General features: G+C 59.1%; 12 protein-coding genes. 3 read left to right on the top strand and 9 right to left on the bottom strand.

The genetic code is table 11. The features are described 5' to 3' along the window. Positions 1-1,330: 3-isopropylmalate dehydratase large subunit (gene leuC / locus ACUTJJ_RS22865; protein WP_445543526.1), on the bottom strand; the 1,330-nt coding region annotated here is incomplete at its 3' end. A gap of 415 nt (positions 1,331-1,745) precedes the next feature. Between leuC and ACUTJJ_RS22860 the strand changes: the two genes are divergently transcribed. Beyond that, a complete protein-coding gene (locus ACUTJJ_RS22860; RefSeq protein WP_445543525.1) occupies positions 1,746-3,023 on the top strand; it encodes an MFS transporter in 1,278 nt (425 codons plus the stop codon). Between the two features lie 44 nt (positions 3,024-3,067). On the opposite strand, the gene ACUTJJ_RS22855 is transcribed toward ACUTJJ_RS22860, so the two are convergent. The 3 genes from ACUTJJ_RS22855 to rplS all read right to left on the bottom strand — a co-directional run bounded on the left by ACUTJJ_RS22855 (position 3,068) and on the right by rplS (position 5,354). After that, positions 3,068-3,901: an amino acid ABC transporter permease gene (locus ACUTJJ_RS22855; protein ID WP_296069791.1), complete on the bottom strand. Its 834-nt coding sequence runs from the start codon at positions 3,899-3,901 to the stop codon at positions 3,068-3,070. Then, complete coding sequence (locus ACUTJJ_RS22850) at positions 3,898-4,689, bottom strand: transporter substrate-binding domain-containing protein (protein WP_296069794.1); 792 nt, start codon at positions 4,687-4,689, stop codon at positions 3,898-3,900. Before ACUTJJ_RS22850 ends, ACUTJJ_RS22855 begins: the two co-directional genes overlap by 4 nt. Before the next feature lie 125 nt (positions 4,690-4,814). After that, a complete protein-coding gene (rplS, locus tag ACUTJJ_RS22845; protein WP_063951451.1) occupies positions 4,815-5,354 on the bottom strand; it encodes a 50S ribosomal protein L19 in 540 nt (179 codons plus the stop codon). A 268-nt stretch (positions 5,355-5,622) separates the two neighbouring features. Here rplS and ACUTJJ_RS22840 point away from each other — a divergent pair, with 268 nt between their 5' ends. Then, positions 5,623-6,369 carry a sulfite exporter TauE/SafE family protein gene (locus ACUTJJ_RS22840; protein ID WP_445543524.1) on the top strand — a complete coding sequence of 249 codons (747 nt, stop codon included), beginning with the start codon at positions 5,623-5,625 and terminating at the stop codon, positions 6,367-6,369. Here ACUTJJ_RS22840 and trmD read toward each other — a convergent pair. From trmD to ffh, 5 genes are all read right to left on the bottom strand, one after another. Continuing rightward, positions 6,351-7,049, bottom strand: coding sequence for a tRNA (guanosine(37)-N1)-methyltransferase TrmD (gene trmD / locus ACUTJJ_RS22835; protein WP_144578242.1), 699 nt, complete (start codon positions 7,047-7,049; stop codon positions 6,351-6,353). The two genes, ACUTJJ_RS22840 and trmD, sit on opposite strands and share 19 nt — an antisense overlap. A gap of 3 nt (positions 7,050-7,052) precedes the next feature. Continuing rightward, positions 7,053-7,619, bottom strand: coding sequence for a ribosome maturation factor RimM (rimM, locus tag ACUTJJ_RS22830; protein WP_445543523.1), 567 nt, complete (start codon positions 7,617-7,619; stop codon positions 7,053-7,055). 120 nt (positions 7,620-7,739) lie between these two features. Next, the gene (gene rpsP, locus ACUTJJ_RS22825; protein ID WP_063951447.1) at positions 7,740-8,117 is read right to left on the bottom strand and encodes a 30S ribosomal protein S16; all 378 of its coding nucleotides are present in this window, start codon (positions 8,115-8,117) and stop codon (positions 7,740-7,742) included. A 33-nt stretch (positions 8,118-8,150) separates the two neighbouring features. Continuing rightward, positions 8,151-8,468, bottom strand: coding sequence for a chorismate mutase (locus ACUTJJ_RS22820; protein WP_063951446.1), 318 nt, complete (start codon positions 8,466-8,468; stop codon positions 8,151-8,153). A gap of 9 nt (positions 8,469-8,477) precedes the next feature. After that, the gene (gene ffh, locus ACUTJJ_RS22815) at positions 8,478-10,049 is read right to left on the bottom strand and encodes a signal recognition particle protein (RefSeq protein WP_445543522.1); all 1,572 of its coding nucleotides are present in this window, start codon (positions 10,047-10,049) and stop codon (positions 8,478-8,480) included. Between the two features lie 326 nt (positions 10,050-10,375). Here ffh and ACUTJJ_RS22810 point away from each other — a divergent pair. Continuing rightward, a partial coding sequence (locus ACUTJJ_RS22810) for an MBL fold metallo-hydrolase (RefSeq protein WP_445543521.1) occupies positions 10,376-11,371 on the top strand: 996 nt, incomplete at its 3' end.

Here is an 11,371-nt window from a genome sequence, read left to right as displayed (position 1 = left end):
GGCTCTTGTAGCCCTGACGGCCCTCGAAATTGCGGTTCGAGGTCGAGGCGCAGCGTTCGCCGGGCTTCAGGCGGTCATCGTTCATGGCCAGGCACATGGAGCATCCCGGCTCACGCCATTCAAAACCGGCATCGAGGAAGATCTTGTCGAGACCTTCCTGTTCCGCCTGTTCCTTCACGAGACCGGAGCCGGGCACGATCATGGCCGAGACGGTTGGTGCTACCTTACGACCATCGACGATCTTGGCGGCTGCCCGCAGGTCTTCGATGCGTCCATTGGTGCAGGAGCCGATGAAGACGCGGTCTATCGCGATGTCGGTGATCCGCGTTCCGGGCTTCAGGCCCATATAGTCCAGCGCGCGCCACTTGGAAGAGCGCTTGTTTTCATCATCGATATCATCTGGATTGGGGACGATGCCCTGAACCGAGGTCACATCTTCCGGCGATGAGCCCCAGGAGACGATGGGCGGCAGATTGGCGGCATCGAGAATGACGACCTTGTCGTAATGGGCGCCTTCGTCGGACTTCAGGGTTTTCCAATAGGCGATGGCCTGTTCCAGCGTTTCGCCCTTCGGCGCCCGCGGCTTGTCCTTGATGTATTCGAAGGTGGTCTCATCAGGTGCGATCAGACCGGCGCGCGCGCCGCCTTCGATGGTCATATTGCAGACCGTCATACGGCCTTCCATGGACAGCGAACGGATTGCCTCGCCAGCAAATTCGATCACGTGGCCGGTGCCGCCCGCCGTGCCGATCTCGCCGATAATGGCAAGGATGATGTCCTTGGCGGTGACGCCGTCAGGGATCTTGCCATCGACACGCACCAGCATGTTCTTGGCTTTCTTCTGGATCAGGGTCTGGGTCGCCAGAACGTGCTCCACTTCCGAGGTGCCGATGCCATGCGCCAGTGCACCGAAAGCACCGTGGGTCGAGGTGTGGCTGTCGCCGCACACGATGGTCATGCCCGGCAGGGTGAAGCCCTGTTCCGGGCCAACGATGTGAACGATACCCTGGCGCTTGTCCCGCTCCGAATAATATTCGACGCCGAAATCCCTGGCGTTCTGCGCCAGCGCTTCCACCTGGATGCGGCTTTCCTCGTTCTTGATGCCTTCCAGACGGTCAGCGGTGGTCGGCACGTTATGGTCGACGACGGCCAGCGTGCGCGTCGGCGAATGCACCGGACGACCGGCCATCCGCAGGCCTTCGAAGGCCTGCGGGCTCGTCACCTCATGAACGAGGTGACGGTCGATATAGAGAAGACAGGTTCCGTCAGGGTCACGGTTGACGACGTGGTCGTCCCAGATTTTGTCATACAAAGTGCGGGGTGCGCTCATGGCTCTATGCCTTGTCATGTAAAAGATGATGGGGGTTCAGGAAGGCGTTGGACAGCAGGGTGCTGTCAGGCGAGCCTAAGTCGGCTGGTGAGCGCCGCGGAGACGCGCGCGAAGAAGCGTGCCGGCAGACGCTTGTGGTCCTGCAGCACATAAACATTCTGCGCGAGACATCCGAATTTAGATCCCATGGAAACTTTCATAGCAGATGGATGGTGTTACAGCAACATGAATGCGCATCTGGCGCGTGACCGGGCAGGATAATGTTCCGAAGTGTAATTCATCAGGGCCAGACAGGCTGGGCTACCCGCTCTCCGCATCTCTTATGGTGCAACGCAACTTGCCTATTTTGCGACGCACATATAGATGGGTTCCCTTATCATTTGCATTCGACGAGAAATCGAAGGGAGGAAAGCATATGGTATCCGAAAAGGCCCTTATCTCGAAGATCACCTGGCGGCTGATGCCGTTTCTTGGCCTTCTCTATCTCATCGCCTACATCGATCGCCAGAATGTCAGCTTTGCCAAGCTGCAGATGGTCGATGCGCTGAGCCTCAGCGAATATGCCTATGGCCTAGGCGCTTCGCTGTTCTTCATCGGTTACTTCATCTTCGAAGTGCCGAGCAACCTCTTCCTCAACCGTTTCGGCGCCAGCAAATGGTTCGCCCGTATTCTGGTTTCCTGGGGCGCCGTCACCATCGCGCTTGCCTATACGCAGAACGCCACGATGTTCTACATCCTGCGCTTCCTGCTCGGCCTCTGCGAAGCCGGCTTCTTTCCGGGCGTGCTGTTCCTGATGACGCTGTGGTTCCCGCGCGATTATCGCGGCCGCATGATCGGCCTGTTCATGATCTTCAGCGCGCTTGCCAATGCCATCGGTGCGCCGCTCGGCGGCATGCTGCTCGATCTGGATGGATTCCTCGGTTACGCAGGCTGGGAGTGGGTGTTCCTGGCGACGGGTATTCCGGCTGTGATCGCCGGTATCGTTACCTTCTTCTATCTGGATGATACGCCCGAAAAGGCGAAATTCCTGTCGCAGGACGAGAAGGACTGGTTGAAAAACCGGCTGGCCGAAGAGAACAAGGGTATGGAAGAGCATGCGGAAGATGGCTTCAAGGCGCTGATCAATCCGCGCGTTCTGTTCATGTCGCTCTGCTATGTCGGCTTTCCGCTGGCGGCCTACGGCCTCAGCTATTGGCTTCCAACCATCGTCAAGAGCTTCGGCGTATCCAACACCGCTAACGGCTTCATCAACATCATCCCCTGGGTGATCGTGGCCGTCGCGCTTTTCGTCGTGCCCCTGGCAGCCGACAAGGCAAGGAACAAGACACCCTATATCGTCGGCCCTGCCTTCATCGGTGCGTTCTGCCTGTTGATGTCGGCCTTGCTCAGCGATCCGGTCCTGCAGTTCGCGTTCCTCTGCATCGCAGCCGCTGGCATTTTTGCCGGCCAGCCGGTGTTCTGGAGCCTGCCCGGCCGCTTCCTGAAGGGCGCGGGTGCAGCGGCTGGCATTGCCGCCATCAACTCCGTCGGCAATCTCGGTGGCTTTGTGGCGCAGAACGTGGTGCCCTGGATCAAGGACCAGACAGGCAGCACCATCGCGCCGATGTTCTTCCTTGCCTTCTGCCTGGCGCTCGCAGGCGTGCTGGTGATTATCGCCACACGCAAAATGAGCAATCAGGTCAAGGCTATCTGATATCCAATACGGTGACAGCTGGGGGGCCGGCTGTCACTTTTTTGTCACCCGCGTCGCGACCGCATCGCCTTTTCCACCCGACGCAGGATGAGTGATAGACCGATCGTCAAAACCAGATAGACATAAGCGACAATCGAGTAAGTCTCGAAAAAGCGGAAAGACCCCGCGGCATACACTTTTCCCATTTGGGTGATGTCGGTCACGCCGAGGACGGAGACAAGGGAGCTGTCCTTGACCATTGATACGAAGTCGTTGGAAAGCGGCGGAAAGATCGTCCGGATTGCCTGCGGCAGGATGATCAGCCGGAAGAGCCGATAGCGGCTGAGCCCCAAAGCCTTGGCGGCCTCGATCTGGCCTTCGGGAACGGCCTGTATGCCGGCGCGAAAAATCTCCGCTATGAAGGCCGCGTAACCGATCGTCAGGGCAATTATCGCCCGCCAGATCAACGAGACGTCCCGCACGAGCAGCGGCTCCGCCCACCCTTTCGACACCAGCGGCGTAATCAGCCAGTTATACAGCGACACCAGGCCCGGCGTTCCCACGAAGGCGATGTAGAACAGCAAAACGATGATCGGGATGCCACGCACGACTTCGATGTAACATCGCGCCGCTTGTCGCAGAACGATGTGATCAGACATTCCCATCAGCGCGATACCGAGCCCCAGCACGACGGCGAGACCAAACGCAGTCAGCGTCACGGTGATTGTGATGCCGATACCCTTGGCCACCGTTGTGAAAACCTGCGTGTAAACGTCATTGACCGCGATCAATACGGCAAGCGCGATGCCGGCAAAAGCGATGGCAACGAGCCACCACGGAAAGTCCTCAGTTTCTCTTTCGGGCGACGTCCTGTCCGTTGTGGCCTGATGAAGCGTCATTCGCCGAGCTTATAGTCGAGAAACCATTTCTTATCGAGCTTGGCGAAGGTGCCGTCGGCCTTCAGTGCCGCTATCGCCGCATTGATCGGGGTTACGAGATCAGAACCCTTTTTGAAGATGAACCCGAAGTCGTCGCCGCCGAGTGGACCACCGATGAGTTTGAGGCCACCATCCGAGGCATCGACATATCCTTTGCCCGCAACGCCGTCGGTCAGCACCAGATCCACGTCACCGGTCTTCAAGGCCTGTACGCTTGCGCCAAATGTTTCCATCAGCCTGATACGCGGATTTTGTTCGTTGCCGTCCAGAACATCATAGACAGCGGTGTAAAAGGGCGTTGTGCCGGCCTGCGCACCCACAAGGCCCTTATCGAAGGCCGCGAAGCTTTTGGCATCCGTAAATCGATTTTCGTCGGCCCTCACCAACATGAACATTTCCGAGCGCATATAGGGTGCGGAGAAATCGACCTTTTCCTTGCGATCGTCCTTGATGCTGATCCCCGTCATGCCGATGTCGTATTGTCCTGCCGATACCGACTGTATCATCGCATCCCACGAAATGTTCTGATACTCGACCTTGAAGTTCAGACGTTTGGCGATCTCTTCCATTGCGTCATATTCCCAGCCGATCGCTTTTCCGCTTTTGGGGTCGACGAACTGCAGCGGAGGGTAGGCATTCTCCGTGACGACGACGACGGTCCGCTGCTTTAGATCAGGCAGCTCGGCAGCCAGCAGGGGCGTCATCACCACGGCAGCAAGCGCGGTAAGGAATAGGCGTTTAAGAAACATCTGGGGTCTCCGGAAATGACTTGTCTGAAAATGCATGCTTGGCTTACGCTCTGCAAGCCATGGAGACGCAACAAAAAAGGCGGCCCGAAGACCGCCTTTTTCAAAATCCCAAAAAATGGGGAATCTTATTCGGCTGCAGTTTCAGCAGCCTTTGCGGCTTCTTCCGCTGCCTTGGCTTCTGCTGCTTCGGCAGCTGCCTTTTCGGCGGCGAGAGCCTGTGCTGCTGCAACCTTTTCAGCTTCCAGACGTGCCTTCTCATCGGCAGCGGCCTGACGCTCGGATTCGTTCAGCTTGCGTGCGCGCGTACCGGTGTTTTCAACAATACGGGCAGCCTTGCCGCGACGGTCGCGCAGGTAGTAGAGCTTGGCGCGGCGGACCTTACCGCGGCGAACGATTTCAACGCCTTCGACCAGCGGGGAGTAGATCGGGAATACGCGCTCAACGCCTTCGCCGTAGGAAATCTTGCGAACGGTGAAGCTCTCGGAAAGGCCGCCGCCGGAACGGGCAATGCAAACGCCTTCGTAAGCCTGAACGCGGGTACGGTTACCTTCGGTAACGCGCACGTTGACGCGCAGCGTGTCGCCCGGAGAAAACTCAGGCAGGGTGCGCTTTGCTTCGATCTTGGCAGCCTGTTCGGCTTCCAGCTGCTGAATGATATTGGTCATGTTAACCTCTGATTTCTTCTGAAACAGCCAGAGCGCTCAACGGTTCGTCTGTTGGTCCATGCCTTCAGACCTAGCCTTGCGGCAGGAGCGGGTTCGCCATTCTTTGCTTGCGGTTAAAGGGTGTAACCCCAATTCCAAGCGCGCACATATACTAGCGGGCGCCATTTGTCATCCCTTTCATGACAATATTTTATAAATTGACGACCTGCTTGTGGCAGTTGCGAACCACGCTGCTGGCGGATATGGCATGAGGACCTTGGGAGGGGCCATGTCCATATTCATCGTTGTCATGCTGTTTGCGACCGGCTTTCTGTCGGGGGTGGTTAATGCGATTGCCGGCGGCGGTACGTTTCTGACCTTCGGCGCAATGACGCTGGCGGGCTTGCCGCCCATCGTCGCCAATGCCACTTCGGCCATCGTGCAATTTCCGGGTTATATCACATCTGTCATCGCCTATGGGCCGGAGATTCGTGCGCACTGGCGCGAGGCGATCCTGCTGTCGGCCGTTTCCGTCGTTGGCGGGCTGGCCGGTTCGTTACTTTTGCTGTCGCTCGACAATCCGTCCTTTCGCCAGCTTGTGCCGTGGCTGCTTCTCGCCGCTACGGCGGTCTTTGCCGCCGGGCCATGGTTGAGGCCGAAGGCGAGCGCTGAACGCTCGCCCGGCAATTTACCGAGCCTGATCTTCCAGGGGCTGGCATCCATCTATGGCGGCTTTTTCGGCGCCGGCATGGGCATCATGATGCTCGCCATCCTCGGTGTAACCTCTGGCGGCAGCTATCATCATTTGAACGCGCTCAAGAACCTACTATCGGTGGTTATTGCCATTATTGCGATCACGATCTTCGTCAGCGGCGGGGTCGTATCCTGGTGGGCGGCGCTGATCATGTTTCCCGCCGCCGGGCTCGGCGGATATGCGGGCGTGCACGCAGCGCGGCGCGTGCCGCAATGGATCATTCGCTGGCTGGTCATTGCCGTCGGGCTGGTGCTGACAGCCTATTATTTCGTCTCGACCTGAGGCTTTTCAAGAAGGTCGGGCCGCCTTTCCTTCGTCAGCTTCAGCGCCTGTTCATGACGCCATTTGTCGATGACGGCGTGATTGCCGGAGGTGAGAACGGCAGGGATATCGCGGCCTTCCCAGACCTGCGGACGGGTATAGTGCGGATGCTCAAGTAGCCCGCCCTCGAAGCTTTCATGCACGCCCGAGAGATCATTGCCCATGACGCCGGGCAGGATACGCACGACAGCGTCCAGCAACGTCAGGGCGGCGGGTTCGCCACCGGAGAGGATGTAGTCGCCAACAGACACTTCCTCCAGTCCACGCGCGTCGATGACGCGCTGGTCGACACCTTCGAAACGGCCACAGACGATGATCGCGCCGTCTCCCGTCGCCAGTTCGCGGACACGGGTCTGCGACAGAGGTTTGCCGCGTGGGCTCATCAGCAGCCGTGGCCGGGTGTCGCCATTCGAAACATGATCGATGGCCGCGGCCAGAATGTCTGGCTTCAGCACCATGCCAGCGCCGCCGCCGGCTGGCGTATCATCGACGCTTCTGTGCCTGTCGGTCGCAAATTCGCGGATCTGCACGGCCTCCAGCGACCATTGCCCCCGCTCCAGAGCCTTGCCGGCGAGAGAATATCCGAGGTGGCCCGGAAACATTTCCGGGTAAAGCGTCAGGACAGTAGCCTTGAAGGTCATGATTTATTTCTTGCCTAAAGGCGGCATGCCGTTTTCGTCCTTGTCGTCGGGATTGTCGATCAGGCCGGCGGCCATCGGGTCGATAAGGATACGTCCGGCCTCGAGGTCGATCTCCAGCACGGCCGCTTCAGAAAATGGAATGAGGGCGGGGCGACGGCCAGCACCTTTTAGCTCCAGCAGATCGCCGGCACCGAAATCATAGACGGCACTGACGGCACCGTAACTTTTCCCCTCGGCGTCAACGGCCTCCAGCCCTTCAAGATCGGTATAATAGAACTCGTCGTCGTCAAGTTCGTCGTCCGGCAGATTGTCGCGTTCGATGAAGAGCTCGAGCCCGTTCAGGCTTTCCGCCGCGTTGCGGTCGTTGACGCCCCTGAAGCGCACCACAACGACGTTCTTGCCCTCGCGAATTTCCAGAATTTCAAAAACGCGGCCATCGGCGCTGACCAGATTGCCGTAATCGCCGAGCGCCAGCGGGTCATCGGTGTAGGTGCTGACACGGACCTCACCGCGCAAACCCTGCGCGCCACCGATTTTTGCCATGAGTATCGGGTTTTCCAGCTTTGCCATCAGGCCGTCCGTCTTCTGGTGTTGGTTGCGTCAGCTTTAAGGTCTGTTGACGCCAAAATAAACAAAAAACGGGCGGCATGGAAAACCACGCCACCCGTTCTTCAAAAGTTTCCGTGCAGATTATTCTGCAGCAGAGGCTTCGGCAGCAGCAGCGGCTGCATCTTCAGCCTTCTGCTTCTTTTCAGCAACGCGCTCGAGAGCGCGCTTGCCCGGCTTTGCCTTTTCCGGGTTGCTGCGAGCGGCGCGCTCGGCAAGGCCTGCTTCGGCGAGGAAGCGCAGAACGCGGTCGGTCGGCTGTGCGCCCTTGGCGATCCATTCCTTGATGAGGTCAGCCTTCAGCTCAACGCGCTGCGGGTGGTCCTTGGCAAGCATCGGGTTCCAGGAACCGACCTTCTCGAGGAAACGGCCGTCGCGGGGCGAACGGGCGTCAGCAACGACGATCTGGTAGTACGGGCGCTTCTTGGAACCACCGCGTGCGAGACGAATTTTCAGTGCCATGTGATATACTCCTTAAGATGGCTTGTCCGCCGGTCAGGCGGTCTTGTCGAGGCCGCCATGTTCGGCAGCGATTGCTTCATGATGCCGGATGACTTCCTTGATGATGAAGTTCAGGAACTTCTCGGCGAAATCCGGATCCAGATTGGCGTCCTTTGCCAGATGGCGAAGGCGTTCGATCTGGTATTCCTCGCGCGCCGGATCAGCCGGCGGCAAACTGTATTTTGCCTTCAGCACGCCCACCGCCTTGGTGCAGCGAAACCGTTCGGCAAGAATGTGAACCAGTGCGGCATCGATATTGTCGATCGACTGGCGGTATTCGGAAAGCTGGGCCTTAACCTCTACGTCGTTCACCGGTGTGCCTCACTTCTTCTTCGGAAAACCGGGAAGCCCCGGCATGCCACCAAGACCCGGCAGCTTTGCGCCACCGAGACCTGGCAATCCGCCCGGCAGGCCGCCAAGGCCGGGCATTCCACCCGGCTTGCCCAGACCGGCGGCTTCCGCCTGCTTCTGGAGGGCTTCAAGCTGCTTCGGATCGATGTTCGAAAGGTCAGGCATGCCGCCGCCCATCATGCCACCGAGACCCATCTTGCCGGCAAGGCCGCCCATCATCTGCTTCATGATGCCGCCTTTGCCCTTGCCGCCCATGGCCTTCATCATGTCACCCATGCCGCGATGCATCTTCAAGAGCTTGTTGATTTCAGCGGCATCCGTGCCGGAACCGGCGGCGATGCGCTTCTTGCGGCTGTGTTTCAGGATGTCGGGATTGGCGCGTTCGGCCTTTGTCATGGACGAGATGATAGCGATCTGGCGGTCGAACATCTTGTCGTTCATGCCAGCCGAAGCCATCTTGTCCTTCATGCCCGCCATGCCGGGCATCAGCCCCATGATGCCGCCCATGCCGCCCATCTTCTTCATCTGGGCAAGCTGGTCGGCGAGATCGTTGAGGTCGAACTTGCCCTTGGCCATCTTCTCGGCCATGGCGCGGGCTTTTTCCGCATCGATGTTTTCGGCGGCTTTTTCGACCAGCGAGACGATGTCGCCCATGCCGAGAATACGGTCGGCGATACGGCGCGGATGGAACTCGTCGAGTTCGTTCATGCGCTCGCCGATACCGATGAGCTTGATCGGCTTGCCGGTGACGGCACGCATGGAGAGCGCCGCACCGCCGCGACCGTCGCCGTCCATACGGGTGAGAACGAGGCCGGTGATGCCGACACGCTCATCGAAATTGCGGGCCAGATTGACGGCGTCCTGACCGGTCAGCGAATCCGCGACCAGCAGGATTTCATGCGGGTTCGACTTCTTCTTGATGTCGGCCATTTCCAGCATCAAGGGTTCGTCGATGTGTGTGCGGCCGGCGGTATCGAGAATGACGACGTCGTGGCCGCCGAGTTTCGCAGCCTGTACGGCGCGCGCGGCAATATCCGTCGGCGACTGGCCGGCAATGATCGGCAACGTGTCGACGCCGGTCTGAACGCCGAGCTGGCGAAGCTGTTCCTGTGCGGCCGGACGACGTGTGTCGAGAGATGCCATCAGCACCTTCTTCTTGTCGCGGTCGGTCAGGCGCTTGGCGATCTTGCCGGTTGTCGTGGTTTTACCCGAGCCCTGCAGACCCACCATCATGATGACAACGGGGGCGGCTGCATGAAGGTCGATCGAGACGCCTTCGGTGCCGAGCATTTCGACAAGCTCGTCATGGACGATCTTGACGACCATCTGGCCGGGCTTGATGGATTTCAGGACGGCCGCGCCAACGGCCTTTTCACGCACCCTGTCGGTGAAGGAACGAACGACTTCCAGTGCTACGTCCGCTTCCAGAAGCGCACGGCGAACCTCGCGCAGGGCGGCGGCAACATCGGCTTCCGTCAGCGCGCCACGGCCGGTCAGTCCATTCAAAATGGAACCAAGGCGGTCCTGGAGGTTTTCAAACATCGGTTCTTCCTTCTTCGTTCCGGGATTTCCGAAACGTCGGTGCTTTCGCTGGCAAAAACAAGACGCAAAGCCAAAAAGCACCCGAGGGCGCATCGCGCTGTCGGGTGTTGACCTCCGGGATCTCTTTATACCTTTTCGGGTCCCGGTCGGCGGCTTGGAGTCGTGAAACTGCCAGCTGATGGGCGGGATAAACAGGAAAGTGCGGGAAAAGTCAAGGCGATGCCAGATTTCAGCTGCGAAAGCGCCGATTTCATCTTTACGTGATCGTCAGCAGACCGCGATGCGCCCTCCTTGAAGGGCGCTTCTGCGCCACCTATACATCTTTCATGAACCGTCGAAAATTTTTCCGTTTTTCCGCTGTCGGTCTGCTCGCTCTGGCGGGCGGCGGCCTCTATGCTCGCCGTTCGAGCGCCAGTGCCTATTACAGCGGCCCTATCTCCGATCATTTCGACGGGATACGTTTTTTCAATCCCGGAGGCACGCCGCCCAGCAACTTCATGGGTCTGCTGAAATGGCGCTTCAATGGTGAACGCGCCAAGTGGCCGGAAAGCTATCCAAGCCCTTTTCCCTTTGCGAAACCGGACAGTCGCGTCGAGGACAAGGATATTCGTGTGACCTTCATCGGCCACGCGTCCTTTCTTATCCAGACAGCGGGCCTGAATATTCTCGTCGATCCCGTGTGGTCTGAGCGCACCAGCCCGTTCAGCTTCGCCGGGCCCAAACGCGTTAATCCGCCCGGTATCCGTTTCGAGGATCTGCCGCCGATCGATCTGGTGCTGGTAACGCATAATCACTACGACCATCTGGATATGGAGACGCTGAAGCGCCTGCACGTGGCGCACAAGCCGCTTTTCATCACGCCGCTCGGCAATGACGCCATCATCCGCACCGGTGTCGAGGCGGCCCGTATAGAGGTGGGGGACTGGGGTGATGTGATTGATGCCGGTGCGGTGAAAATTCACTTTGAGCCCTGCCACCATTGGTCGGCGCGCGGCCTGAATGACCGGCGCATGGCGCTCTGGGCAGCGTTCGTCATTGAAGCGCCCGGCGGCAAGATTTACCATATCGGCGATACCGGCTTTCACGAGGGCCTCAATTACCATGCCGCGCGCAAGAAACATGGCGAGTTCCGACTCGCCAACCTGCCCTTCGGCGCCTACGAGCCGCGCTGGTTCATGAAGGGCCAACACCAAAACCCGGCGGAAGCCGTGGAAGGCATGAAGCTTTGCGGCGCGGCCCATGTCTGCGGCCATCATTGGGGCACGGTACAGCTCACCGACGAGGCAGTGGATGCGCCGCTTGTGGCCCTCAAGGCAGCGCTG

Source organism: Agrobacterium sp. DKPNP3 (genome assembly GCF_052686535.1).
The sequence above is the reverse complement of the archived record's forward strand: the minus strand, read 5'-3'. Positions and strand labels throughout refer to the sequence as shown.

Excerpts from the sequence above, each read along its gene's own strand:
- ACUTJJ_RS22860 (WP_445543525.1), top strand. The coding sequence starts at position 1,746 with ATGGTATCCGAAAAGGCCCTTATCTCGAAGATCACCTGGCGGCTGATG.
- ACUTJJ_RS22855 (WP_296069791.1), bottom strand. The coding sequence starts at position 3,901 with ATGACGCTTCATCAGGCCACAACGGACAGGACGTCGCCCGAAAGAGAA.
- ACUTJJ_RS22850 (WP_296069794.1), bottom strand. The coding sequence starts at position 4,689 with ATGTTTCTTAAACGCCTATTCCTTACCGCGCTTGCTGCCGTGGTGATG.
- rplS (WP_063951451.1), bottom strand. The coding sequence starts at position 5,354 with ATGACCAATATCATTCAGCAGCTGGAAGCCGAACAGGCTGCCAAGATC.
- ACUTJJ_RS22840 (WP_445543524.1), top strand. The coding sequence starts at position 5,623 with ATGTCCATATTCATCGTTGTCATGCTGTTTGCGACCGGCTTTCTGTCG.
- trmD (WP_144578242.1), bottom strand. The coding sequence starts at position 7,049 with ATGACCTTCAAGGCTACTGTCCTGACGCTTTACCCGGAAATGTTTCCG.
- rimM (WP_445543523.1), bottom strand. The coding sequence starts at position 7,619 with ATGGCAAAGCTGGAAAACCCGATACTCATGGCAAAAATCGGTGGCGCG.
- rpsP (WP_063951447.1), bottom strand. The coding sequence starts at position 8,117 with ATGGCACTGAAAATTCGTCTCGCACGCGGTGGTTCCAAGAAGCGCCCG.
- ffh (WP_445543522.1), bottom strand. The coding sequence starts at position 10,049 with ATGTTTGAAAACCTCCAGGACCGCCTTGGTTCCATTTTGAATGGACTG.